Here is a 25,013-nt window from a genome sequence, read left to right as displayed (position 1 = left end):
GGGCGGGCCCGCGGCACAGTGCCGCGGGCCCGCCCTCGTCGTGGATACGACCGGAGATCAGGTCAGGTTCAGCCCCCGCCCGATGATCTCCTTCATGATCTCGGTGGTGCCGCCGTAGATGGTCTGGACGCGGGAGTCCATGTAGGCCTTCGCGATCGGGTACTCGCGCATGTAGCCGTAGCCGCCGTGCAGCTGCAGGCACCGGTCGATGAGCTTCACCTGCGCCTCGGTGGTCCACCACTTCGCCATGGCGGCTTCCTGCACCGTGAGCTCGCCCTTGTTGAGCTGTTCACAGAACCGGTCGACCAGAACCCGCACCGCTGTGGTCTCCGTCGCCAGCTCCGCGAGAACGAAACGCGTGTTCTGGAAGCTGCCGATCGACTTGCCGAACGCCTTGCGGTCGCGGCAGTACTGCATCGTCATGTCGAGGCACGACTCCATCGCGGCGGCGGCCACGACCGCGATCGACATCCGTTCCTGCGGGAGGTTCTGCATGAGGTAGATGAACCCCATGCCCTCCTCACCGAGGAGGTTCTCGGCCGGCACGCGGACGTCGGTGAAGCTCAGTTCCGCGGTGTCCTGGGCCTTGAGGCCGATCTTGTCGAGGTTGCGGCCGCGCTCGAACCCCTCCATCCCCCGTTCGACGACGAACAGCGAGAAGCCCTGGGCTCCCTTGTCGGGGTCGGTGCAGGCCACGACCACGACGAGGTCGGCGTTGATGCCGTTGGTGATGAACGTCTTGGAGCCGTTGAGGATCCAGTGGTCCCCGTCCCGGACCGCGCGGGTCTTGATGTTCTGCAGATCGCTGCCCGTCCCGGGCTCGGTCATGGCGATGGCGGTGATCAGCTCACCCGAACAGAATCCCGGCAGCCAGCGCTGCTTCTGTTCCTCGTCGGCCAGCTTGATGAGGTACGGCGCCACGACGTCGTTGTGCAGCATGAAGCCGATGCCGCTGTAGCCGCCCCGGGTGGTCTCCTCGGTGACGATCATGTTGTAGCGGAAGTCCTCGACTCCCCCGCCGCCGTACTCCTCCGGCACCGCCATCCCGAGGAACCCCTGCTTGCCGGCCTCCACCCAGACCGACCGGTCGACGATGTTCCGGTCCTCCCACTCGTCGTGGTAGGGGGCGACGTGCTGGTCGAGGAACTTCCGGTAGGACTCCCGGAAGAGGTCGTGCTCCGGTTCGAACAGGGTGCGATCCACTTACGTCTCCTCGTGTCGAGATCTGCCGGCGAGCGGCGGACGGACTTCCTCGAGTCGACCGTAGAACCCGCGTCGGTGACGATCCATGACCGAGGCGAGCACGATTCGTGACCGCGTGGCGCGGATCACGACCCGCCCGGCGCCGATGTCAGCGCCGCAGCGTGCTGAGCCACCGCATCAGCGGATATGCGACGAGGATGCCGACCGAACCCCAGGCGATCCCGCCCAGCTCGACCGAGCCGATCGACAGCGTGAGGTTGCCGATTCCCGCGACGAGCGCGGTCGCGACCACCGTGAGGTTGACCGGGTCGGTGAAGTCGACCTTCGCGTCCATCCAGATCCGCACGCCCAGGATGCCGATCAGGCCGTAGAGCACCAGCGTCGCGCCGCCGATGACGCCGTCGGGGACGGTGAACACGAGCGCGCCGAACTTCGGCGAGAAGGACAGCACGACGGCGGTGACGGCGGCGACCCAGTACGCCGCGGTGGAGTACACGCGCGTCGCGGCCATGACGCCGATGTTCTCGGCGTACGTCGTGGTGCCCGAGCCGCCGCCCACACCGGCGAGGGTCGTGGCGAGGCCGTCCGCGAACAGCGCGTTGCCGGCGAGGTCGTCGAGCGGCTTGCCGGTCATCGCCGACACCGCCTTGACGTGCCCGACGTTCTCCGCCACGAGCACGATCACGACCGGCAACGCCAGCAGGATCACCGACAGCTCGAACGTCGGCGCCCGCAGGTGCGGCACACCGAACCATGCGGCCTCACGCAGGGCGTCGACGCGCTCGTCCGCGAGGCCGCCGGTGACCGCGGCGAAGACCCAGCCCACCACGACGCCGATCAGGATCCCGAGACGGCCCAGAATGCCCGGCCCGAGGACCGTCGCCAGCAGGATGCCCAGCAAGGTCACCGCCGCGATCAGCGGCTGGGCCTGGAAGGAACCGGTCGCGGACGGCGCCAGATTGAGACCGATGAGGGCGACGACGGCGCCGGTGACGACCGGCGGCATCACCGCGTCGATCACGCGGGCGCCGATCGCCCGCACCAGGGCACCGATGAGCATGAGCACCACACCGGCGGCGACGACGCCACCGAGCTGCGCGGCGGGTCCCTCGCCGGCGGAGGCGCTCAGCGGCGCGATGAACGCGAACGACGAGCCGAGGTAGCTGGGAATCCGGCCGCGGGTGAGCAGCAGGAACAGCGCGGTGCCCAGACCCGAGAACAGCAGCGTCGTGGTCACCGGGAACCCGGTGATCGTCGGGACGAGCAGCGTGGCGCCGAACATCGCGATCACGTGCTGCATGCCGATCCCGATGGTGCGCGGCCACGACAGCCGCTCGTGCGGCCCGACGACCGCGCCGTCGCTGATGGTCCGGCCGTCCCCGTGCAGCGCCCATCCGAACATCCCGGTGCCGGCTTCCCGCTCGGGCGCGCGTCGCGCGTGGTCCTCAGTACTCGTCACAGTTGGCCAATGATAGGGCCACCGCCTGCACCGATGGACCACCGGGATTCACGTCGGGAGCACCCGGTCACCGACTTCGCGTTCCGATCGAGAAACGCCGCAGCCGCCCGTCGCGGGGACGGGCGGCTGCAGCAGACCGAGCGGATCCGCCTACGGGCGCGGCACCATCGGGTAGGTCCGCTCCGCACCGTTGCCCACGACGCGGACGTCGAGCGGGCTGGTCCCGTTCCACTCGTGCGCGGCCACCGACGCGGACGAGTGCACCGGGATGCTCACCGGTGCGCCGGTGGTGACGTTCTGATCGCCCGCGCCGTCGCGGCGCCGGACGTCGAAGGTCATCGCCGCGGGGAGCCCGACTCCGTCGAGCGCGTACACGAAGTCGCCGTCGGTGTCGCGTTCCACCGACAAGGTGGTGCCGGGCAGGATCCGCAGGCCGGTGCCCCGCGCCGCCACCGACCAGTCCGCCTGCTCGGTGGCCAGCATCAACGTCGGCGTGATCGCGAAGTTGCCCTGCAGGTCGAGCTTGCGCTGGCTCTGGTCCACGTTCACGGTCGCGGTGGCGCCCGGCGGCAGGACGAGCCCGTCGACCTCGTTGATCCAGCCGTCACCGTAGAGCGAGATGTCGAGGTCGGCGGAGCGGCCGACGGGCACGTCGCCGACGGTCATCTCGAACGCGACGCCGGCCGGGACGCGGAACAGGTGGGTCTGCTGGTTGTTGACGGACTGGAGCTGATCGACACCCTCGATCTCGCTGCCGTCCGGCGCGGTGATGTCGAGGTCCCAGCCGAGGATCGTCCCGTCCCGGTTCTCGGCGTTGTCCTTGATCATTACCAGCACCGAATCGTCACCGGCGTCGTGGCAGATCGGGCATTCGTGCACCGCGTTGGTCTGCGGCAACTCGACCAGCCGCATCGGGTTGTCCGGGGATCCGACGAACAGGTAGCTCCTGTCGGCCGGGTTCAGGGCCGTGGTGTAGTACCACCTGTCGGCACCGGCATCGGCCACCACCATCTTCTCGACACCGGGATAGTTGTTGTCGTACACCACGATCCCGGTCCTGCCCCCGCCCAGGTCCCGCAAGGCGATCGGGGTGATCGCGTGGCCGCCGATGTCCCCGAACAACGTCAGCACGTAGTTGTCCCCCCGCGCCCACGCGGCCTCGAGTCTGCCGAGGATGTCGGCGACCGGCGCGGCCGTGGCGGCGTCACTGGTCGGGGGCGAGATCTGGGTGCTGGCGTAGCGCGAGATCAGCCCGTCGAGTCGGTCCGACGGGCGCTCGTCGAATACCTCCCCGCCCGACGGCAGCGTGGTCGCCTTGTCGAGCTGGTCGGTGGCGAAAAGCCCTGCCAGCGCGGCGAAACCGAAGCAGTGACCCCCGCTCCAGGCATCGTCGAGGTCGGCCTGGAGCGCCTCACCGGTGGCTGTGAGCACGCACCCACCGGCGTCGATCCGCGCACAGATCCGGTCGCCGTACAGCGACTGCATGACCGTGGGCGTCAGGCCCCGGCGGTGCTCCGGCGACGGGCCGCCCCAGTTCTCGAACGAGAACCCGTCGCGTGTCACGTCGAATCCGCTGCTCGCGATCAGGGTTCCCGAGGTCGGGTCGATCGCGACGTACGACTCCGAGTCGTCCGACGAACCCGACGCACTCGAACCGAGAGATCCGAGCGAACCGAACGACGGCGCCGCGCCCGCAGGCGCCGAGAACGCCAGTAGGAGCAGTGCCGTGAAAATCGAGATGAAGAACGCTGTACAGCGCCGGCGCACCGTGCCTCCCCGTGTGATTGTCGCTGGCGGACAGCCCGATCCAGCACGGGAAGACAGTAGCGGACCGATGCCCGATTTCCGGTGATCATCCGCTTCGGCCGACGACGCGGCGCGCGGTCAGGGGTGCGGCACCGGACGGTCAGCGTCGCCGCGACCGCGCGCGTCGGCGTACCAGGCCGTACGTGGCGAGACCGGCGGCCACGGCGCCGCCCACGAGGGCCGGGGTGGACCACCGCACGGCTCCGTCGGTCGGGGTGTCGCCGCCGGCGCCGGTCGCCCCACCGGACTGCCCGCCGGCGGCCGACTCGGTCGCGGCCGTCGACGGCGGCCCCGCGTCGTCGCCCGAGCGCGAGTGCGTGCGCGCCAGGTCGGTCGCGCCCCGCAGGATCTGCAGCGGCGGAGGGGGTCCGCCCGCGAACTCCGATCCGGCGAGCAACGCGCCGTCCGGGGTGAAGGCGAGGGCCTCTCCCTGCGGCTCGTCCGGGAGCGCCACCCGCGCCGGGGTGCCGGTCGTGAGGGCACGGACGAGGTCGCCGTCGGGGGCTGAGAACAGGTACACGTCCGTGTAGGTGCGGAGCGCGGCGACGGTGCCGTCGGCGCTCACCGCGCCGCCGGTCACCAGCGTGGACGCGCCCACCGGCACCGGGCCACCCGGCGTGTCGGTGGGTCCCAGCCGGATCTCGCCGACGCGCTCGAGGGCGGTGGGACCGGGTGACGCGAGCTCGCCGACGACCGTGCCGCCCGCCGGCCGGTAGATCCCGTCGGCGGCCAGAACTTCCTTGGTGACGATCAGGGGCACGCCGTCCCGTTGCACGAGCAGGGTCTCGGCGTCGTGCGGGCCGTCCGGGTAGGTGAGCCGGTGCAGCCGCCCGCCGCCGGACCGCGGATCGAGATCGATCAGCGCGACCGTGGCCCGGGCCCGCTCGTTGTCGCCGGTGTCGGCCAGCCACAGGCGCCCGTCCGGGCCGACGCCCAGGTCCTCGATGTCGTACGGATCGACCGGGACCGGCACCGTCTCGGTGACCGCGCAGGTGTCGTCCAGGACGACGACGGCGTCGTCGGAGCCGCTGTCGCCGATGCCGTGGATCGCCCCGCCCGCCACCGCGAGGCCCGACAGTTCCTCGAGCACGGGATCCGTGGGCGTGCACAGCGGTTCGAAGCGGGCGTCCGGCACCGGAACGCTCGCGTCGGCGGCGTGCGCCACCGGCACGCCGAACAGCAGCGCCGGGCCGAGCGCGAGCGCGGCACCGGCGAACGAGAGCCGGAGTCCGCAGTGGCGGCTACCCACGCCCCTCGAACTCGCCGAGCGCCGAGGCGAGCGCCTCGGGAACCCGCACCCGCATCCGGGTGCCGTCCGCCTCGTGCGAGGTGTCGAGAATCTGGCCGTCCGAGTGGATTCGCGCGACGAGATCGCCCCGCGAGTAGGGCACGAGCACGTCGACCTCGACCTCGGGGCGTCGGACGATCTCGCCCAGACGCTCGCGGAGCTCGTCGATGCCCTCCCCGGTCCGGGCGGACACGAACACCGCGCCGGGCAGGAGCCCGCGCAGCTGCGTCAGTACCACCGGGTCCGCCGCGTCGATCTTGTTCACGACGATCAACTCGGGCGGAGCGGGCGCATCGTTCTCCCGGATCACCTCGGTGATCACCTCGCGGACGGCCTTGATCTGGTCGGTCGGCAACGGATCGGACCCGTCGACCACGTGGAGCAGCAGGTCGGCATCCGTCACCTCCTCGAGCGTCGAGCGGAACGCCTCGACCAGCTGGGTGGGCAGATGCCGCACGAAACCGACGGTGTCGGTGAGCACGTACTCGCGCCCGTCCTCGAAGGAGGCCTGCCGCGTCGTCGGGTCCAGCGTCGCGAACAGCGCGTTCTGCACCAGCACCCCGGACCCGGTGAGCGCGTTGAGGAGGCTGGACTTACCGGCATTGGTGTAGCCGACGATGGCCACGGACGGCACCTCGCTGCGGAGGCGGTGGCTGCGCTTGGTGTCGCGTGCCGCCTTCATGCCCTTGATCTCGCGCCGCAGCTTCGCCATCCGCTCGCGGATGCGCCGACGGTCGGTCTCGATCTTGGTCTCACCGGGGCCGCGCAGACCCACGCCGCCGTTGCTGCCGGCGCGGCCACCCGCCTGCCGGGACATCGATTCACCCCAGCCGCGCAGGCGCGGAAGCATGTACTCCATCTGGGCGAGCGCGACCTGCGCCTTGCCCTCCCGGGACGTCGCATGCTGGGCGAAGATGTCGAGGATCAGCGCGGTGCGGTCGATGACCTTGACCTTGACGACCTTCTCCAGCGCGGTGAGCTGCGCAGGGGTGAGCTCGCCGTCGCAGATCACGGTGTCGGCGCCCGTCGCGAGCACCACCTGCCGCAGTTCGTCGGCCTTGCCGGAACCGATGTACGTCGCGGCGTCCGGCTTGTCGCGGCGCTGGACCAGGCCCTCGAGGACCTCGGAGCCGGCGGTCTCGGCGAGGGCCGCGAGCTCGGCCATGCTGGCGTCGGCCTGGGCCGCGGTACCCGAGGTCCAGACCCCCACCAGAACCACGCGTTCGAGGCGCAGCTGCCGGTACTCGACCTCGGTGACGTCGGTGAGCTCGGTGGACAGCCCCTGGACACGACGCAGGGCGCTGCGTTCGTCGAGCTGCATCTCGCCGACGGAGGGGGCTGAGGAATAGTCGGAATCGTCGAAGTACTCTTCGCTGTCGGACGCCCTCGCCCGGTCGGACGCTTCCTGGGACTCCGACACGGACGGGAACTCGGTGCGATGTGATTTCGTCATACACGTCCATGATCCCACGAACCGAGACCTGCGTGCACGCGCATTTCGCCGAGGGAGGAACCCCGCGCCGGGCGGGTCAGCCCAGTTCGGTCCACCACCGGTCGTCGATGCGTCCGGACGCGACCAGGACCGACGGCCCCCGGAGCGCGGCGCGGCCGCCGTCGACCGTCACCTCCACCCGGCCGCCGGGCACCCGCACCTCGACCTTGCCGTCGGTGGCGCCGCTCGCGCGCAGGGCCGCGGCCGCCGCCGCGACGGTGCCCGTGCCGCACGAGCGGGTCTCACCCACGCCGCGCTCGTGGACGCGCATGTCGACGGCCCCGCCGTCGAGCGGGGTGAGGATCTCGATGTTGACGCCCTCGGGGAAGAAGCCCGGGTCGAAGCCCGGCGCGGTCGACAGGTCGAGCGCGGCGAGCGCCGCCGGGGTCAGGTCGGGGTCGACGCACGCGAGATGCGGATTGCCGACGTCGATGCCGATGCCGGCGATCACCCGACCACCGATCGTGGTCGTCGAGGGGCCGAGTTCGCGGACCTGCCCCATGTCCACGGTGACGTCGCCGTGCACGTGGTCGGCGGCGTGGACGACGACGGGGCGGGCTCCGGCCCGGCTGCCGACGACGAACTCGTCCCGCAGTTCCAGCCCGCTCGTGCGCAGGTAGTGCGCGAACACCCGAACTCCGTTGCCGCACATCTCCGCAATGGATCCGTCCGCGTTGCGGTAGTCCATGAACCAGTCGTCGGCTCCGACCCCGGCGGGCAGTTCGCGCAGTACGCCGACCGCGGTGAGCGCGCCCGCACGCGCGACCCGCAGGACCCCGTCGGCGCCGAGGCCGCGGTTGCGGTCGCACAGGGCGGCGATCCGGTGCTCGGGAAGCGCAAGGTCGGCATGCGGATCCGGGAGGATCACGAAGTCGTTCTCGGTGCCGTGGCCCTTGCTGAATTCCATGCCGACCACTCTAGCGAGGCGCACGCCGGCCCCCGCCCGTCGCGGTCAGCCGACCAGCCGGAGGGCGGAATCGACGAGGTCGGTCGCCGCACCGTCGAGCCAGTGCACGCGCGGATCGCGGCGGAACCACGACCGCTGCCGCCGCACGTACCGCCGGGTCCCGACGAACGTGCGCTCGCGCGCCTCGGCGAGGTCGTACTCGCCGTCGAGCATCGCGAGCACCTGCGCGTAGCCGATCGCGCGCTGCGCGGTGACCCCCTCACGCAACCCGACGTCCACCAGCGCCCGGACCTCGTCCACGAGCCCCTTGTCGAACATCGCCTCGGTGCGCGACCGGATCCGTGCGTCGAGCGCCTCGGTCTCCCGATCGACTCCGAGAATTATTGTTCCCCAACGTGGTTCACCGATCTGCGGGGCCGACGCCGCGAACGGTCGACCGGTGATCTGGACCACCTCGAGCGCCCGGACGATCCGGCGGCCGTCGGTCGCCAGGATCGACGCGGCGGCGTCGGGATCGACCCGCGCCAGTTCCGCGTGCAGGGCTGCGACTCCCCGCTCGGCCAGCACCGCTTCCCAGTGGGCGCGCACGTCGGGGTCCGTGGCGGGGAACGACCACTGGTCGAGCAGCGACTGCACGTACATCATCGATCCGCCCACGATGACGGGCACCGCGCCGCGGGCACGGATGTCCTCGACGTCACGCGCGGCCGACTCCTGGTAGCGGGCGACGGTCGCGGACTCGGTCACGTCCAGCACGTCGAGTTGGTGATGGACGATGCCGCGGCGCTCGTGCGGTGCGAGCTTCGCGGTTCCCACGTCCATGCCCCGGTACAGCTGCATCGCGTCGATGTTGACGATCTCGCCGCCGAGCCGTTCCGCGAGCTCGAGACCCAGATCGGATTTGCCGGTGGCGGTGGGTCCGACGACCGCGACGGGGGTCCGTCCGGTCACGGCAGCCACATCCCGACGTGGTAGCCGACGCCGTACGGCGCGCCCGCGTACAGCGATTCGGATTTGCGGGGGCCGCCGGCGGGACCGCTGAAGACGGCGGCGAACGTCTGCCACGCCGCCCGTCCGGCCAGCCCGATCTCCCGGCAGGTGCCGGGATCGAGCCGTCCGAGCGCGTCGCAGTCGCCGTCGGCCAGGGCGGCGTCCAGTCCCGACTGGATGTGCGGGGAGCGCTCGTCGAACGCCCCGGGCGCCTTGTCGGTCAGGGTGTTGGCGCCGTCGGCGACGACGAGCAGAGCCTGCGGCTCCGGCCGCGCGTCCAGCTCGGCTCGCAGTTCGCGGCCCAGCCGGACGCAGTCGTCGGACGTGGTCTCGGGTGCGAGGAGCCGGACCCGCACTCGCGCGTCGGGCGCCGCCGCACCTCGCAGCCAGCCCGCGACCAGGGCCGGGAGCGGCATCGAGCGGTCGGTGTCGCGCCCGGATGCGTCGGGCGACAGGGACACTCGCACGTCGACACCGAAACCCGCGAAGCTCCCGCATTTTTCGGGGGCGACCTCCCCCGCGGACGGGGCGTCGGGATCGGCGACCGCAAGCACCGTCCACTCCGTGCTCACCCGGCCCAGCCGGGACGCCACGTCCAGGGCCGCTCGGCGCAACTGGTCGGTTTCCGATGCTGCGGCTCCGGTCAACTCGGGAACCAGCAGTGGCGGCGAGGGCACGAAGGCGGCGGCGGTCAACACACTGCGCAACGGTAGTCGACCCGAGGTTACGCACTGTGGGCGTCATACCTGTTTCAATAGTCATCGAACAGTCGCTGCAGGCTCCCGGCCGTACCGAACGAACGGTCGGACACGAGCAGGTGGTGACAGTGCGATCAGGCAGCCGTGACGCGCGGCAGAGACGAGGAGCTATGACCGAGAGCAACGCCCCCACGCCGGGTACCCCCAAGCCGGGAGTCCCCAAGCCCGGCGGCGCCAAGCCGGGTACCGCGACGTCGAGTTCGCCCAAGCCCGGCCCGGTTCCCGGTCACACCAAGCCGGCCGCGGCGGCACCGAGCGATCCGAGCCGGTTCGGCCGGGTCGACGAGGACGGTACGGCGTGGGTCCGGACCGCCGACGGCGAGCGTCGGATCGGTTCGTGGCAGGCGGGGGACGCCGCGGAAGGCCTGGCGCACTTCGGCCGTCGCTACGACGACCTGGCTACCGAGGTGGGACTGCTCGAGGCCCGGCTCACGTCCGGTGCGGGCGACGCGAAGAAGACCCGGGCCGCGGCCGAGGCACTGGCCGAGACGTTGCCGACAGCTGCGGTCATCGGCGACATCGACGCGCTGAGTGCCCGTTTGACGGCCGTCATCGAAGGGTCCGAGCACGCCGCCGAGAAGGCGAAGCACGACAAGGAGCAGACGCGCCAGGAACAGACCGCCCGCAAGGAGGAACTGGCCGCCGAGGCGGAGAAGATCGGCGCGGAGTCCACCCAGTGGAAGGCCGCGGGCGACCGGCTGCGGGAGATCCTCGACGAGTGGAAGACGATCCGCGGGCTCGACCGCAAGACCGACGACGCCCTGTGGCGGCGCTTCGCGAAGGCCCGGGAGGCGTTCAACCGCCGCCGTGGCACGCACTTCGCCGAACTCGACCGGGAGCGGGCCACCGCGAAGACCCGCAAGGAGGAGCTGGTCACACAGGCTGAGGCGCTGTCCACGTCGACGGAGTGGGGTCCGACCGCCGGCCAGTTCCGGGATCTGCTGGCCGAGTGGAAGGCAGCCGGCCGCGCTCCCCGCGAGGCCGACGACGCGCTGTGGCGGCGGTTCAAGGAGGCCCAGGACGTGTTCTTCGCCGCGCGCAATGCCGCGGCGTCCGAACGCGACGCGGAGTTCGCACAGAACGCCCTCGCCAAGGAGGAGTTGCTGAAGGCCGCCGACCACATCGATCCGGCGAAGGATCTCGACGGGGCCCGGGCCGCGCTGCGTGACCTGCAGGAGAAGTGGGACGCGATCGGCAAGGTGCCCCGCGAGCGCATGCACGACCTCGAGGGCAAGCTCCGCGCGATCGAGAAGCGGGTACGCGAGGCGGCCGATTCGGAGTGGCGCCGAACCGATCCCGAGGCCCTCGCGCGTGCAGCGCAGTTCCGCGAGCGCGTGGCGCAGTTCGAGGAGCAGGCCGCCAAGGCGAGTGCCGCGGGCCGGACCAAGGACGCGGAGAAGGCGCGCGCGCAGGCGCAGCAGTGGCGCGAGTGGGCCGACGCCGCGGAGGGCGCCGTGGGCGAGCGCTGATCCGCCCGACGCCCGTACACGACGAAGGGGCGACGCCGGTCGGCGTCGCCCCTTCGTCGTGTCTTCCGGACCTCAGACGGTCCAGTCGTCGCGGCCGGGCTCGTTCTCGGCCGCGCGCCGCCGTTCCTCTTCCGCCGCCAGCTGCATCGCGGTCCGGCTCCACACCACCTTGATCCAGTGGAACGTCAGCACGATGACGGTGATCCACCCGAGCACGAGCCCGAAGCCCGGGCCGGCGCCGTCCTCCCCCACCGGCAACGTCTGCCGCGACCAGATCGCCAGCATGCCGAAGACCACGGACACCGCGGTCCCGGCCAGCGCGATCCAGGCGACGAACCACCTGCGGGTCACGAGCGCCAGGATGGAGAAGATGCCGCCGAACACCAGCGCCAGCCACACGAAGATCCGGGACGGCAGCTTGACGTGTTCGTCGACGGCCGACTGCGCGTACACCAGCGTGTCCCACCCGTTCGCCGACCCGGTGTGCGGCAACGTGAACGACAACAGCAGCACCAGCACGCCCACCGCCACGACCACGGCACGGATGCCCGGGTCGATCTCGCCGGCGATCTTCTTCTCCGCGGCCTCGAAGTCCTTCTGGTACTCGTCCATCGGATCGGGAGTCGGCCCGTCGGACCGCCTGCCGTCCCCGGCCGCGTCGCCGCTGGCACTCATGCGTTGCATCCCATCTGTACGGGCAGCGGAGCCGGGGCGCCCACCTGGGGCAGTCCCAACCCGACACCGATCGGCGGAGTCTTGGGCGTGACCCCACGTTCGAACGAATCACCGGCGCGGGTGCGGCGGTGGGTGAGCACGGAGTCGTCCGCCACCAGGTGGTGCGGCGCCGCCGCCGTGACGGTGACGGTGACGACGTCGCCGGGACGCAGAGCGCCGTCGAGGTTGCCCTCGGGCTTGAAGTGGACCAGTCGACCGTCCCGCGCCCGGCCGCTCATCCGCGCGGTCTCGGCGTTCTTGCGGCCGTCGCCCGCGGTCACCAGCAGTTCGACCTCGGTCCCGACGAGCTTGCGGTTCTCCGCGAGGGTGATCTCCTCCTGGAGCGCGATGAGGCGGTCGTAGCGTTCCTGCACAACGGCTTTGGGGAGCTGGCCGTCCATCTCGGCGGCCGGTGTGCCGGGGCGCTTGGAGTACTGGAACGTGAAGGCGCTCGTGAAGCGGGCCTGCCGGACCACGTCGAGGGTCGCCTGGAAATCCTCCTCGGTCTCCCCCGGAAAACCGACGATGATGTCGGTGGTGATCGCGGCGTGCGGCATCGCGGCGCGAACCTTCTCGATGATGCCCAGGAACTTGGCGCTGCGGTACGACCGGCGCATCGACTTGAGGACGCGGTCCGAACCGGACTGCAACGGCATGTGCAACTGGGGGCACACGTTCGGCGTCGTGGCCATCGCCTCGATCACGTCATCGGTGAACTCGGCCGGGTGCGGCGACGTGAACCGGACCCGCTCGAGTCCCTCGATCTGCCCGCACGCGCTCAGCAGCTTCGCGAACGCACCGCGATCACGCGGGATCTCGGGATCGGCGAACGAGACGCCGTAGGAGTTGACGTTCTGCCCCAGCAGCGTCACCTCCAGCACACCCTCGTTCACCAGCGCCTGGACCTCGGCGAGGATGTCCCCGGGCCGGCGATCGACCTCCTTGCCCCGCAGCGACGGCACGATGCAGAACGTGCAGGTGTTGTTGCAACCGACGGAGATCGACACCCAGCCCGCGTACGCGGACTCGCGCTTGGCGGGCAGCGTCGACGGGAAAGCCTCGAGCGATTCGAGGATCTCGACCTCGGCCCGCTCGTTGTGCCGCGCCCGCTCGAGCAACGCCGGCAGCGACCCGATGTTGTGCGTGCCGAACACCACGTCGACCCACGGGGCCTTCTTCACGACGGTGTCGCGGTCCTTCTGCGCGAGGCAGCCGCCGACCGCGATCTGCATGCCGGGGCGCTGCTCCTTGACCGGCGCGAGATGGCTGAGGTTGCCGTACAGCTTGTTGTCCGCGTTCTCGCGCACCGCGCAGGTGTTGAAGACCACCAGGTCCGCCTGCTCGCCGGGGGCGGCCTTGGCGTAGCCGGCATCCTCGAGCAGGCCGGACAGCCGCTCGGAGTCGTGCACGTTCATCTGACAGCCGTACGTGCGGACCTCGTAGCTGCGTCCCGCGTTCTGGTCGATCGTCTCCACGCACTCAAGGGTACGGCCCCCGGAAAACCATCCGGCGACAGAGCATTGCCTGTGCTCGCGGCCGGGCATCCGGGTGGTCGCCGCCCGGCTCGTGGCACCGCGGACCGGACGCCCGGTCGGGCGTTCGATCGGCCGGCGCGTCCACTATTCGAGAACCCCCAGGACTTGATCGTTCCAGACCCACGGCGTGCAGACCAGCGAGTACGGATGGGGTCCATATAGGGTTACCCGTTATGACGCAGCCTGAGACCACCGGAGCGGCTACCGGAACCCAGTCGATGATCTCCATGAAGGGGGTCAACAAGCACTACGGTGACCTGCACGTTCTCAAGGACATCGACCTGGAGATCCCCGCCGGTCAAGTGGTCGTGATGCTCGGCCCCTCGGGTTCGGGCAAGTCGACGTTGTGCCGCACCATCAACCGCCTCGAACCCATCGACGAGGGCACCATCACGATCGACGGGGTGCCCGTCCCCGCGGAGGGCCGGGCCCTCGCCCGCCTGCGCTCCGACGTCGGCATGGTCTTCCAGAGCTTCAACCTCTTCGCGCACAAGACCGTGCTCGAGAACGTGATGCTCGCGCCGATCAAGGTGCGCAAGCTCGACAAGGCGGAGGCCAAGAAGCGGGCGCTGGCCCTGCTCGACCGTGTCGGGATCGAGGCGCAGGCCGAGAAGTACCCGGCGCAGCTCTCGGGCGGCCAGCAGCAGCGGGTGGCGATCGCGCGCTCGCTCGCGATGGATCCCAAGGTGATGCTGTTCGACGAGCCGACCTCGGCGCTCGACCCGGAGATGGTCAACGAGGTCCTCGACGTGATGGTCGGTCTCGCCAAGGAAGGCATGACCATGATCGTCGTCACCCATGAGATGGGGTTCGCGCGCAAGGCCGCGGACCGGATCATCTTCATGTCGGACGGCGCGATCCTCGAGGACACCGACCCGGACACCTTCTTCACGGCACCGGAGTCCGACCGCGCCAAGGACTTCCTCGGCAAGATCCTCGGTCACTGAGCGGGGACGGAAGAGCACATGAGACGCACACGAATGAAATCCCGCCGACTCCTCGGTGTGGTCGCCGCGTTGACGGCCGTCGTCCTGACGGCGTCGGCGTGCGGTAGCAGCGAGCCCCGCGACGTCCTGGCGGACGCCGCCGAGGGCAGCCTCACGATCGGCACCAAGTTCGACCAGCCGGGGCTGGCACTGCGCGAGCCCGACAAGACGATGACCGGCTTCGACGTCGAGGTCGCGAAGTACATCGCGAACTACCTCGGGGTGCCCGAGAGCGGAATCACGTGGCGCGAGGCGCCGTCGGCGCAGCGCGAGACGCTGATCAAGAACGGGGAGGTCGACTTCGTCGTCGGCACCTACTCGATCACCGACAACCGCAAGAAGGTCATCGACTTCGCCGGCCCGTACTACGTGGCAGGCCAGTCGCTCCTCGTACGCGCGGACGACGATTCGATCACCGGCGCGGAGTCCCTGCAGGGCGGCAAGAAGCTGTGCTCGGTGTCGGGATCCACACCCGCGCAGAAGATCGCGAAGTCCTATCCGGGCGTCCAGCTGCAGCAGTTCGACAGCTACTCGTCCTGCGTCGAGGCGCTGCACCGCGGCAAGGTCGACGCGCTGACCACCGACGACATCATCCTGGCCGGCTACGCGTCCCAGTACCCGGGCGAGTTCAAGCTCGCCGGACAGCCGTTCACCACCGAGCTGTACGGCGTCGGCCTCCCCAAGGGCGAGACCGAGGCGCGAACGAAGATCAACGATGCGATCGAGGACATGATCGCGACCGGCGCGTGGCAGCGCGCACTCGAAGACACCATGGGCGAGTCCGGCTACGCGCTTCCCGCGCCGCCGACCGTCGACCGGTACTGATGCGGAGGAGGTGACATGGGACTGATCGACACCTACGGCGACCAACTCGTCAGCGCGTTCTGGACAACGGTGCAGCTGACCTTCTGGTCCGCACTCGGTGCCCTGGTCTGGGGCACGATTCTGGCGGCCATGCGGGTCTCACCCGTACCGATCCTGCGGGTCTTCGCGACCTGGTACGTCAACATCTTCCGGAACACGCCGCTGACACTGATCATCGTGTTCTGCTCGGTGGGCCTGTACCAGAACCTGGGTGTGCACTTCGCACCCGAGGATTCCCCGCAGTTCATCGACTCCAACAACTTCCGGCTCGCGGTTCTCGGCTTCGTCATCTACACGTCGGCCTTCGTGTGCGAGTCGCTGCGGTCGGGTATCAACACCGTCCCGCTCGGCCAGGCGGAGGCGGCCCGATCCCTCGGTCTCACGTTCACGCAGAGCATCCGGATGATCGTGCTGCCGCAGGCCTTCCGTGCAGTCATCGCGCCGCTGGGCAGCGTGCTCATCGCGCTGACCAAGAACACCACGATCGCGTCGGCGATCGGTGTGGCGGAGGCGTCGCTGCTCATGAAGACGATGATCGAGAACGAGGCGGACCAGCTGTTCGTCGTGTTCGGAATCTTCGCCATCGGCTTCATGATCCTGACGCTGCCGGTCGGGTTCCTGTTCGGTTATCTCGGCAAGCGTTTGGCGGTGAAGCGATGACCCAGCAGGCGAGCGTTCTCTTCGACATTCCCGGGCCGCGTGCCCGGATCCGCAACCGGCTCATCGCGATCGCCGCCGGCGTCGTGTTCGTCGCCCTGGTGGCGTACGTGCTGCGCGTGCTGGCCGACAACGGTCAGCTCGAGTCCGACAAGTGGTCGCCGTTCCTCGACCACTTCACGTGGACCACCTACCTGCTGCCCGGCCTCAAGGGCACGCTGCTCGCGGCGTCCCTGTCGATCGTGTTCGCGCTCGTCCTGGGCGCGATCCTCGGCATCGGCCGCCTGTCCGACCACCGCTGGGTCCGCTGGCTCAGCGGTGCGATCGTCGAGTTCTTCCGCGCGATCCCGGTGCTGATCCTGATGATCTTCGCGTACCAGGCGTTCGCGCAGTACGGCATCTTCCCGTCGAGCCAGCTGGCGCTCGCCGCGGTGGTCGTCGGCCTGACCCTCTACAACGGCTCGGTCATCGCGGAGATCCTGCGGGCCGGCATCGAGACCCTGCCCAAGGGACAGACCGAGGCCGCCTCCGCCCTGGGCATGCGCAAGAGCCAGATGATGCGGCTGATCCTGTTGCCGCAGGCGGTCACGACGATGCTCCCGGCGCTGGTCTCACAGATGGTTGTGGCGCTCAAGGATTCGGCGCTCGGCTACCAGATCGGCTACATCGAGCTGATCCGCAGCGGCCAGCAGTCGGCGTCGTACTACCGCAACTTCTTCGCCGCGCTGGTCGTGGTCGGCCTGATCATGGTGATCATCAACTTCGCGTTGACGACGTTCGCGACGTGGCTCGAGAAGCGCCTGCGCACCGGCGGCAAGAAGGGCGGCCGCCCGGCCGTGGTTCCGATCGACACGAACGAACTCGACGGCGCCCCCGGCATCGACGATTTCAGCGAGACCGTGCAGTCGCGGCCGACACGCTGAGCGATACGAGCACCCGAAGGGCTCGCAGAGGATTCCGATCCTCCGCGAGCCCTTCGGTTTTCGGCCCCGAGCTGCCGCATACTCGAGGCATGGCCGCCGGATTCGACTTCTCCTGGTCCCAATTCGTGTCGAACGTCGTCATCTTCGTGGGCGTGCCGAGCCTGGTCGGTGCCTATCTGGTCCGGTCGGCGTGGCGGTCGGAGCGCGCCGCAGTCGACGGCCCGCTCTTCCAACCCACGGGCAGCGGAAAGCTGGGGTTGTGGACGACCGGCCTGGTCGCGTACGTACTGGGATTTCTGTCGTGCGCGGGCTGGCTCAGCTGGTCGGCCGACTACGCGGGCGAGTTCCGCGGACCGGCACTGCCCGCACCGACCAAGTTCCCCACCTGGCAGGTGGTGACGTGCGGCGCCACCGTGGTGCTGGCGTGTTTCGTCGCCGCGCACCTGTCGCGTTGGACGCAGGCCGGTGGCCTCGCCGCCGCCACGGGCACGGCGGCGGGATTCACGACTGCCTTCGCGGTCGACGCCAGCCGGACGATCACCAGCCAGGAAGGCGTGGGCATGGGGCTCTCCATCCTGGGATGGGGCATCTGCCTCGGTGTACTGATGACACTCCGGGGCGTCTGGCTGACCAGCAGAAAGAAGCGCCGCCGGCATTGACGGGGACGGTCCCCGTCCGGTTTCAGCCCTCCGGGAGCCCGTCGGTGTCCGCCCCCAGGTCTGCCAGCTCGGCTTTGACGACCGCGAACGACAGGCCCGCCTGGTATCCCCGCCGTGCGAGCATGCCGACCAGTCGACGCATCAGCCGTTCCCGATCGTCGCGGTCGGCGATGTCTGCCACCGTCGTTCGCACGAGCTTCCTGCGCACCAGTTCGGCGGCCCGTTCGCGTTCGTCGTCGGAACTGATCTGCGACAGCGCATCCGCAGACGTCTGTTGGTCGATTCCCTTGCGCTGCAATTCCATCGCCAGCGCCCGCCGGCCCTTTCCGGAGTAGGTGTGGCGGGAATGGACCCACTGCTCGGCGAAGGATGCATCGTCGACCAGACCGACTTCGGCGAGCCGGTCGAGGACCGTGTCGATCACCACCCGCGGATAGCCCTTCTGCGCGAGCTTCTGGTCGAGTTCCGCGCGGCTGCGGGCCCGGTCGGTCAACAGCCTCAGGCACACATCCTTCGCCCGGGGCTCGAGCGTCTCCGGACTGCCCTTCAACTGGAACGGCTCACCGTTCTCCCCGACGGGCCGTCCGCGGCCTCGGTTCGAGGCACGACGCCGTCCGGCGGCGACGTCGTCACTGCCGTACCGGTCGTAGTGACTGTTGTCGGTGTCGTTGTCGTCGCTCATGACTGACGGTCCGTCTCGGCCCCGACCGAAGAGTCCGGCCGGGGCGAAGACTGAAGCGCGGTACCTAGAAGTCCACCCGCTCGACGGCGTCCTCGTCGGTGAGGACCGCACCGATACCCAGCTTCTCCTTGATCTTCTTCTCGATCTCGTCGCGGATGTCGGTGTTCTCGAGCAGGAACTTGCGGGCATTCTCCTTGCCCTGGCCCAGCTGATCGCCCTCGTACGTGTACCAGGATCCGGACTTGCGGATGAACCCGTGCTCGACGCCCATGTCGATCAGCGAGCCCTCCTTGCTGATGCCCTGGCCGTACAGGATGTCGAACTCGGCCTGCTTGAACGGCGGCGACACCTTGTTCTTGACGACCTTGACGCGGGTGCGGTTGCCGACCGCGTCGGTGCCGTCCTTGAGGGTCTCGATGCGGCGGACGTCGAGCCGGACCGACGAGTAGAACTTGAGCGCCTTACCACCGGTCGTGGTCTCGGGCGAGCCGAACATCACGCCGATCTTCTCGCGCAGCTGGTTGATGAAGATCGCGGTGGTGCCCGAGTTGTTGAGCGCACCGGTCATCTTGCGCAGCGCCTGGCTCATCAGGCGCGCCTGCAGGCCGACGTGGCTGTCGCCCATCTCGCCCTCGATCTCGGCGCGCGGCACGAGCGCGGCGACCGAGTCGATCACGATGATGTCGAGCGCACCGGAGCGGATCAGCATGTCGGCGATCTCGAGCGCCTGCTCACCGGTGTCCGGCTGCGAGACCAGCAGCGCGTCGGTGTCGACGCCCAGCTTGCGGGCGTACTCCGGATCGAGCGCGTGCTCGGCGTCGATGAAGGCCGCGATGCCGCCGTTGGCCTGTGCGTTGGCGACCGCGTGGAGCGCGACCGTCGTCTTACCCGAGGATTCCGGACCGTAGATCTCGATGACGCGGCCTCGCGGCAGACCGCCGATACCCAGCGCCACGTCCAGCGCGATGGAACCGGTGGGGATCACGGCGATGGGCTGACGGGCCTCCTCACCGAGGCGCATCACCGATCCCTTGCCGAAGCTCTTGTCGATCTGGGCAAGGGCGAGCTCGAGCGCCTTGTCGCGGTCGTGTGCCTGTGGTGCCATCGTGGTCCCCTTTTCGAAGTCTCGTCAGCGATCTGTGAGTCAGGTTAGAGCCCGGTACCGACAAGTTCGCCGACGCGAACGGTCCGTGCTGCCGCACTCGGCCACAGGTCGTGGACGACGACGGATGACTCCAGCATAGGCGAACATCTGTTCGAGTCAATCACCGGTGGAGGCGGGATCAGCGGCGCTGCGGTGGGACGTCGAACTCGTCGCACATCGCGCGCCACACGGCCTTGGGATCGACACCGTCCTCGATCGCGGCGGCGGCCGTCCGGCCTCCGAGGCTGAGGAAGACGTGGTCGACGAGCAGGGAGTCGCCGCGGACCTGTCCGAACTCTTCCCGGACGAGATCATGGAATTCGGTCAGTCGCACACGTGCCACGGTAGCGGAGTCGAGCGGGCGCCGAACGCCGCGACCGCTCAGCCGAGCACGCTCCGGCACACCGCCACCGGGTCCTCGACGTCGGCGACCCCGGCGGCCGCCCGCCGGGCCGCGTCCCCGTACGACGGCTCGTCGAGCACGCGGCGCACCGCGTCCCGCAACGCCTCGACCGTCAGTGGACGGATCAGGACACCGCTCCCCTGCCGCGCGACCCGGTTGGCCACCTCCCACTGGTCTCCACCCCCGGGCACGGTCACCAGCGGCACCCCGGCGAGCAGCCCCTTGGCGAGCACGCCGTGCCCGGCGCCGCACACCAGCGCGGACGCGTCCCGCAGCATCTCGTCCTGCCGCCCGTACCCGGCGCGGACCCAGTCGGGCAACGCGAGGTCGGGCGTCTCGAACAACGTGACCAACAGCCGCACGCCCAGCCCGTCGAGCGCTCGGATCGCGGTGTCGAGCATGCCGCCGGCACCGGTCGCGGCCGTGGACGGCGCCAGCACGATCAGCGGCCCGTCGCCCGGCGGCGGAACGAGGACGTCCTCGGCCGGCTCCCACACCAGCGGCCCCACGACGTGCGCGTTCGACGGCCAGTCCGGTCGCGGCACTTCGAGCGCCGGCAGCGTGGCGATCAACCGGGCCGCCGGCCCCGGGTCGATGGGCGGCAGCCCCACGCTCAGCCGCGCCTCGCGGCGCTGGCGGTGTCCCTTGCGAATGGCCGGGGCGGTCATGGCCCGCAGCAGCACGTCGCGGGCCCGGCCGCGCACTCCCACCCCGGGCGCGAGCCCGGACCCGATCGGCGGCAGCCCCGCGGACGGCAGGTACAGCGGGTGCGGCGACAGTTCCACCCACGGCACCCCGATCCGTTCGGCGGCCATGGCCCCGCCTACCGTGATGACGTCGGAGACGACCAGATCGGGTGCCGCCGCGCGCATGTCGGGCAGGAGCGCGGTCGACACGTGCGCGGCGCGGCCGTGGATCTTGGAGCCCGAGTCCGCATCGTCGTCGAACTCGCGAGGCGCGAGGCCCCCGAGCTTGCGCGCCTCGATCCCGATCCGGCGGGCGGTGTCGAGCCACCGCCCGTCGGAGAAGAACACCGGATCGTCACCCGCGGCAACGAGTTTGCGGCACAGCGCCAGAGCGGGGACGGCGTGCCCGGCCTCGGGCCCGGCTACGACAGCTACTCGCATCCGGACAGCGTGCCACACCCGGGGCGCCCGGCCGGGTCACCCACGCACGAGCGGTGCCAGGGTGCGCCCGGCCAGTTCGACGATGCCGGGCTGGTGGCCGTTGGCCACGAGGTTGATGACGACCCCGTCGATACCGACGTCGAGAACCCGCGTCTTGATCTGGTCGGCGACCTCGTCGGGGCTGCCGACGAACTGGCGATCGGTCGCCTCCGCGCGTTCGGCGTCGGAGAGCGTCGACAGGTCGATGCCACGGGCCAGCAGGAACTCCCGCTGCAGCTGCCGCGCCTTGTCGCCGTCCTCGTCGATCATGACGAACGCGAGGAAACTCGTCTCGAGGGTCGACCGGTCGCGTCCGGCCTCGTCGCAGCGCTGCGCGAGCGCGTCGAGCTTGCGGGGCAGTTCGGCGGCGTTCGCGATGACGTTGAGGTGGTCGGCGTAGCGCGCCGCCAGGCCGAACGTCTTCTTCTCGCCGCCTCCGCCGAGCATGATCGGCAGATCGTCGCGGTAGCGCGGCTCGTTGATCGCGTTCTCGACGTGGTACCACTTCCCCGCGAACGTCGGACGCTCACCGTGCAGCATCGGCGCGATGATCTGCAGGGCCTCGTCGAGCCGTTCGAAGCGTTCGGTGAACGTGCCGAACTCGAATCCGAGCTGCCGGTGTTCGAGTTCGAACCACCCGGCGCCGATACCCAGCACGGCACGCCCGCCGCTGACGACGTCGAGTGTGGACACCGTCTTCGCGAGCATCGCCGGGTTCCGGTACGTGTTGCCGGTGACGAGCGCGGACAGCTGGATCGTCTCGGTCGCGGTGGCGATCCCGGCGAGCGACGTGTACGCCTCGAGCATCGGCTCGTCCGGCTCACCGATCCCGGGGAGCTGATAGAAGTGGTCCATCACGAACACGGCGTCGAAACCGGCCGCTTCCGCCTCCCGAGCTTGGGTGATGACAGTCGGAAACAGGTCGCGCACGGGGGTGTCGTAGCTGAAATTCGGAATCTGGTAGCCCAGTCGAATGCTCATGACGCCTGACGCTACGCCGATGCGCGTGCCCGCGGCAGGCGTCTCTGCGCGCGTCCACGGTGAGATCCTCGGAAGACGCGAGCCGTTGCCGCCGTTATGTTCTCGTCGTCAGCTTTCGAATCAGGAGGATTCAGTGGAGACACCGGTGACGACCTACGTGTCCGCCGCGCGCAGCTTCGCGGCTCTGGTCCGCTCGATCCCCGGGAACCGCTGGGACGGGCCGGGTCTGGGTGACTGGGATCTGCGTTCGCTGGTGGGGCACACCTCGCGCGCCCTGAGCACGGTCGGCACCTACCTCGGCAGTCCTGCGGACACCGTGGACATCGCCGGCTCCGAGCACTACTTCGCCCGCGCGCAGGCCGCCGCAGCGGATGCCGATCCGGACGGGATCGTCGAGCGGGGGCGCCGCGCCGGCGTCGATCTCGGCGCCGACCCCGCGGCAGCGGTCGACGCGCTGGTCGCGGACGTGGTCGCCCGGCTCGGGACGGGCGAGGATCGACCCATCCGCGTGATCGGTGGACTGGGCATTCGACTGCACGCCTACCTACCGACGCGGACCTTCGAGCTCGCCGTGCACAGTCTCGACATCGCTGCGGCCCTCGACACCACACTCACCCTTCCCGACGACGTCCTCGCCGAGACGACCGTGCTGGCGGCCCGGCTCGCGATTGTCGACGGCACGGGCGCCACCGTGCTGCGGGCCCTGACGGGCCGGGCCGCGCTGCCGGGGTCCTTCTCCGTCGTGTGAGAGCCGTTTCGCTCCCGCTCGCGGGCGGCGGTCCGGATCACCGTCCGGCCAGTGCCCGCTCCGCCGCCGGGAGCGCCCGCTCGCGATCCTCGGCGACCAGTCCGATCCGGGTGCGCCGGTCGAGGAGGTCGTCGACGTCGAGCGCGCCCTCGTGGCTGACCGCGAAGGCCAACTCGGCGTGCGTGACGTCGATGCCGTCGGCGACGGGGGTCAGTGCTCCGGCCGCGGCCACGAGGCCGGCCTCGCTGCCGTATCGGGCGACCAGCGTGGGCGGCAGATTCCGCGGCGCACTGCGATCCGCGCCCACCGCCGGGAGATCGGCCGTCACACACGGCCGGGCGGTCAGGCCTCCCGCGGCGATCGCGGCGTCGACGGCGTCCTGCGCCATCTTGCGATAGGTGGTGAGTTTGCCGCCGACGACGCTGATCACCCCGGTCGACGAGCGCAGCACCGCATGGTTACGGGACAGGTCGGCGGTGGCGCCCCCGCCGGTGTCGAGGAGCGGACGCAGGCCGGCGAACGTGCCGAGCACGTCGGCGCGGGTGACCGGGGTCGCCAGCGCCGTGTTGACGGTGTCGAGCAGGAAGTCGATCTCGCCGTCGGACGCGACGGGAACGTCCGGGATCGCGCCGTCGACGGCCTCGTCGGTCAGACCCAGGTAGACGCGGCCGAGCTGCGCCGGCAACGCGAACACGAAGCGGTTGGTCGCCCCGGGAATCGGGACCGTCAGCGCCGCGGTGGGATTGCCGAGCAGCGGCGCCGGCAACACGAGATGCGTGCCGCGACTGGGCTTGAGCCGGATGTCGGGATCGACCGCGCCGGCCCACACGCCCGCCGCGTTCACGACGGCACGCGCCCGGATCGTCGTCTCCTCCCCGGTCAGCTCGTCCCGCAGCCGCGCCGAGTCGCCCGTCACGTCGTACGCACCGACGCGCGTGAGAATCGTCGCGCCGTGGGCCGCTGCCGTGCGCGCCAGTGCGACGACCAGCCGGGCGTCGTCGACGAGCTGCCCGTCGTACGCGAGCAGACCGCCGCGCAGGCCGTCGCGGCGGACGGTCGGCGCCAGCTGCGCGGCCCGCTCGGCACCGACCCGGCGCGATCGCGGCAGCACCGACGAGGGCGTCCGGGCCGTGGCCCGCAGCGCGTCGCCCGCCAGGAAACCGACTCGCACGAGTGTCTTCTCGAACGCGCCGACCGACGGGAGCAGCGGGACCAGCTGCGGCAGCGCCCGCACGAGGTGCGGGGCGGTGCGCGTCATGAGGATGCCGCGTTCGACGGCGCTCTCCCGGGCGATCCCGACATTGCCCGACGCCAGATAGCGCAGCCCGCCGTGCGCGAGCTTGGAACTCCACCGGCTGGTGCCGAACGCGAGGTCGTGCTTGTCGACCAGCACCGTTCGCAGGCCCCGGGACGCGGCATCGAGAGCGGTGCCGACGCCCGTGACACCGCCGCCGACGACGAGGACGTCGACTTCCGGGTGCTCGGCCAGGTCCGCCAGTTCACGGCGGCGCCGGTCGGCGTCGAGCGCCGACTGCGAGTTGTCCTGCACGGGTGCCTCCTGGAGTGTCGTCCGGCGTCAGCGCGGCGCGAGGTAGTTGTCGACCGCGATCTCGAGCTCGGTGGTCAGCTGGTCCGCGGGCAGCACCTCGGCCACCATGCCGGCGGACTGGACCGCCGACTGCGCGATGAGCAGCACCATCGCCGCGATGTGCGTGGGTTCACCCGGGCGGATGGAACCGTCGGCCTGGCCCGCGGCCACGGCGAGCGAGACGCGGTCGACGATGGCGCGCTGACTCGTGCCGAGCCGGTCGACGATGTACGTCATCAGCAGGTCCGGATCCGACCGCAGGATCTTCACGAACAGCGGGTGCTCGCGCATGCCCGCGGCGACGTCGACCACCGCCCGCACCAGTTGGACGCGGGCCGGTCCGGCCCCGTCCATCGCCGGGATGACCAGGCGAATCTCGCGGGTCAGCAGGTCGGCCACCACCGCGCGGGTGTCCGACCACCGCCGGTACACGGTCGGCCTGCTCACACCGGCGCGGCGCGCCACCTCGGCCAGCGTCGTCCGGCGCAGCCCGAAGTCCAGCACACACGAGCGCGCCGCGTCGAGGATCTGGTCCTCGACCGTCGGCGAATCGGAAACCTCGTTACGAATAGACATTGTGTGTAACACTGT

24 protein-coding genes are annotated in these 25,013 nt (G+C 70.2%); 7 read left to right on the top strand and 17 right to left on the bottom strand.

What is annotated here, in order from left to right; translation table 11 throughout:
* Nucleotides 1-57: 57 nt before the first annotated feature.
* The 8 genes from E7742_RS05735 to E7742_RS05700 form a co-directional block, all read right to left on the bottom strand.
* A complete protein-coding gene (locus E7742_RS05735) occupies nt 58-1,203 on the bottom strand; it encodes an acyl-CoA dehydrogenase family protein (protein ID WP_137798076.1) in 1,146 nt (381 codons plus the stop codon).
* A 148-nt stretch (nt 1,204-1,351) separates the two neighbouring features.
* Nucleotides 1,352-2,605: a uracil-xanthine permease family protein gene (locus E7742_RS05730; RefSeq protein ID WP_137801054.1), complete on the bottom strand. Its 1,254-nt coding sequence runs from the start codon at nt 2,603-2,605 to the stop codon at nt 1,352-1,354.
* A gap of 207 nt (nt 2,606-2,812) precedes the next feature.
* Nucleotides 2,813-4,429, bottom strand: a complete 1,617-nt coding sequence (locus tag E7742_RS05725) for a hypothetical protein (RefSeq protein ID WP_254699166.1) — start codon at nt 4,427-4,429, stop codon at nt 2,813-2,815.
* A gap of 139 nt (nt 4,430-4,568) precedes the next feature.
* Nucleotides 4,569-5,717, bottom strand: coding sequence for a hypothetical protein (locus tag E7742_RS05720; protein WP_441346880.1), 1,149 nt, complete (start codon nt 5,715-5,717; stop codon nt 4,569-4,571).
* Nucleotides 5,710-7,209: a GTPase HflX gene (hflX, locus tag E7742_RS05715; RefSeq protein ID WP_137798075.1), complete on the bottom strand. Its 1,500-nt coding sequence runs from the start codon at nt 7,207-7,209 to the stop codon at nt 5,710-5,712. Before hflX ends, E7742_RS05720 begins: the two co-directional genes overlap by 8 nt.
* A 76-nt stretch (nt 7,210-7,285) precedes the next feature.
* On the bottom strand, nt 7,286-8,155 hold the full coding sequence (dapF, locus tag E7742_RS05710; protein ID WP_137798074.1) for a diaminopimelate epimerase: 870 nt from the start codon (nt 8,153-8,155) through the stop codon (nt 7,286-7,288).
* Nucleotides 8,156-8,200: 45 nt separating this feature from the next.
* Complete coding sequence (gene miaA, locus E7742_RS05705; protein WP_137798073.1) at nt 8,201-9,115, bottom strand: tRNA (adenosine(37)-N6)-dimethylallyltransferase MiaA; 915 nt, start codon at nt 9,113-9,115, stop codon at nt 8,201-8,203.
* Entirely contained in the window at nt 9,103-9,843 is a 741-nt protein-coding gene (locus tag E7742_RS05700; protein ID WP_137798072.1) for a class III extradiol dioxygenase subunit B-like domain-containing protein, read from the bottom strand. The genes miaA and E7742_RS05700 overlap by 13 nt, the downstream gene beginning before the upstream one ends.
* Nucleotides 9,844-10,013: 170 nt before the next feature.
* On the opposite strand from E7742_RS05700, the gene E7742_RS05695 reads away from it, so the two are divergent.
* Nucleotides 10,014-11,372: a DUF349 domain-containing protein gene (locus tag E7742_RS05695; protein ID WP_137798071.1), complete on the top strand. Its 1,359-nt coding sequence runs from the start codon at nt 10,014-10,016 to the stop codon at nt 11,370-11,372.
* Nucleotides 11,373-11,444: 72 nt separating this feature from the next.
* On the opposite strand, the gene E7742_RS05690 is transcribed toward E7742_RS05695, so the two are convergent.
* Nucleotides 11,445-12,056, bottom strand: a complete 612-nt coding sequence (locus tag E7742_RS05690; RefSeq protein WP_137798070.1) for an Rv2732c family membrane protein — start codon at nt 12,054-12,056, stop codon at nt 11,445-11,447.
* Complete coding sequence (gene miaB / locus E7742_RS05685; protein WP_137798069.1) at nt 12,044-13,561, bottom strand: tRNA (N6-isopentenyl adenosine(37)-C2)-methylthiotransferase MiaB; 1,518 nt, start codon at nt 13,559-13,561, stop codon at nt 12,044-12,046. Before miaB ends, E7742_RS05690 begins: the two co-directional genes overlap by 13 nt.
* Nucleotides 13,562-13,839: 278 nt before the next feature.
* Here miaB and E7742_RS05680 point away from each other — a divergent pair, with 278 nt between their 5' ends.
* The 5 genes from E7742_RS05680 to E7742_RS05660 all read left to right on the top strand — a co-directional run bounded on the left by E7742_RS05680 (nt 13,840) and on the right by E7742_RS05660 (nt 17,710).
* Nucleotides 13,840-14,568: an amino acid ABC transporter ATP-binding protein gene (locus tag E7742_RS05680; protein WP_175420583.1), complete on the top strand. Its 729-nt coding sequence runs from the start codon at nt 13,840-13,842 to the stop codon at nt 14,566-14,568.
* 33 nt (nt 14,569-14,601) lie between these two features.
* A complete protein-coding gene (locus E7742_RS05675) occupies nt 14,602-15,432 on the top strand; it encodes a glutamate ABC transporter substrate-binding protein (protein ID WP_217497540.1) in 831 nt (276 codons plus the stop codon).
* 15 nt (nt 15,433-15,447) lie between these two features.
* Complete coding sequence (locus E7742_RS05670) at nt 15,448-16,131, top strand: amino acid ABC transporter permease (protein ID WP_137798066.1); 684 nt, start codon at nt 15,448-15,450, stop codon at nt 16,129-16,131.
* Nucleotides 16,128-17,051, top strand: coding sequence for an amino acid ABC transporter permease (locus E7742_RS05665; protein ID WP_137798065.1), 924 nt, complete (start codon nt 16,128-16,130; stop codon nt 17,049-17,051). Before E7742_RS05670 ends, E7742_RS05665 begins: the two co-directional genes overlap by 4 nt.
* 89 nt (nt 17,052-17,140) lie before the next feature.
* Nucleotides 17,141-17,710: a hypothetical protein gene (locus tag E7742_RS05660; RefSeq protein WP_137798064.1), complete on the top strand. Its 570-nt coding sequence runs from the start codon at nt 17,141-17,143 to the stop codon at nt 17,708-17,710.
* A 22-nt stretch (nt 17,711-17,732) separates the two neighbouring features.
* Here the strand turns inward: E7742_RS05660 and recX are convergent, their stop codons facing one another.
* From recX to E7742_RS05635, 5 genes are all read right to left on the bottom strand, one after another.
* Nucleotides 17,733-18,392 carry a recombination regulator RecX gene (recX, locus tag E7742_RS05655; protein WP_137798063.1) on the bottom strand — a complete coding sequence of 220 codons (660 nt, stop codon included), beginning with the start codon at nt 18,390-18,392 and terminating at the stop codon, nt 17,733-17,735.
* Between the two features lie 64 nt (nt 18,393-18,456).
* A complete protein-coding gene (gene recA / locus E7742_RS05650) occupies nt 18,457-19,497 on the bottom strand; it encodes a recombinase RecA (protein WP_137798062.1) in 1,041 nt (346 codons plus the stop codon).
* A 178-nt stretch (nt 19,498-19,675) separates the two neighbouring features.
* The gene (locus E7742_RS05645; RefSeq protein WP_137798061.1) at nt 19,676-19,870 is read right to left on the bottom strand and encodes a DUF3046 domain-containing protein; all 195 of its coding nucleotides are present in this window, start codon (nt 19,868-19,870) and stop codon (nt 19,676-19,678) included.
* Between the two features lie 47 nt (nt 19,871-19,917).
* A complete protein-coding gene (locus tag E7742_RS05640; RefSeq protein ID WP_137798060.1) occupies nt 19,918-21,066 on the bottom strand; it encodes a glycosyltransferase in 1,149 nt (382 codons plus the stop codon).
* A 36-nt stretch (nt 21,067-21,102) separates the two neighbouring features.
* Nucleotides 21,103-22,086 (bottom strand): LLM class F420-dependent oxidoreductase, encoded by a 984-nt coding sequence (locus E7742_RS05635; RefSeq protein ID WP_137798059.1) that lies wholly within the window; start codon nt 22,084-22,086, stop codon nt 21,103-21,105.
* 133 nt (nt 22,087-22,219) lie between these two features.
* Between E7742_RS05635 and E7742_RS05630 the strand changes: the two genes are divergently transcribed.
* On the top strand, nt 22,220-22,834 hold the full coding sequence (locus tag E7742_RS05630; protein ID WP_137798058.1) for a maleylpyruvate isomerase N-terminal domain-containing protein: 615 nt from the start codon (nt 22,220-22,222) through the stop codon (nt 22,832-22,834).
* Between the two features lie 37 nt (nt 22,835-22,871).
* Here E7742_RS05630 and E7742_RS05625 read toward each other — a convergent pair whose 3' ends face one another.
* A complete protein-coding gene (locus E7742_RS05625; protein ID WP_137798057.1) occupies nt 22,872-24,383 on the bottom strand; it encodes a glycerol-3-phosphate dehydrogenase/oxidase in 1,512 nt (503 codons plus the stop codon).
* A gap of 27 nt (nt 24,384-24,410) precedes the next feature.
* Complete coding sequence (locus E7742_RS05620) at nt 24,411-24,998, bottom strand: TetR/AcrR family transcriptional regulator (RefSeq protein ID WP_137798056.1); 588 nt, start codon at nt 24,996-24,998, stop codon at nt 24,411-24,413.
* Between the last annotated feature and the right edge of the window lie 15 nt (nt 24,999-25,013).

This window comes from Rhodococcus sp. SGAir0479 (genome assembly GCF_005484805.1).
In the GTDB taxonomy this organism is placed as follows: domain Bacteria; phylum Actinomycetota; class Actinomycetes; order Mycobacteriales; family Mycobacteriaceae; genus Prescottella.
This window is presented reverse-complemented; position numbering and strand designations above follow the sequence as displayed.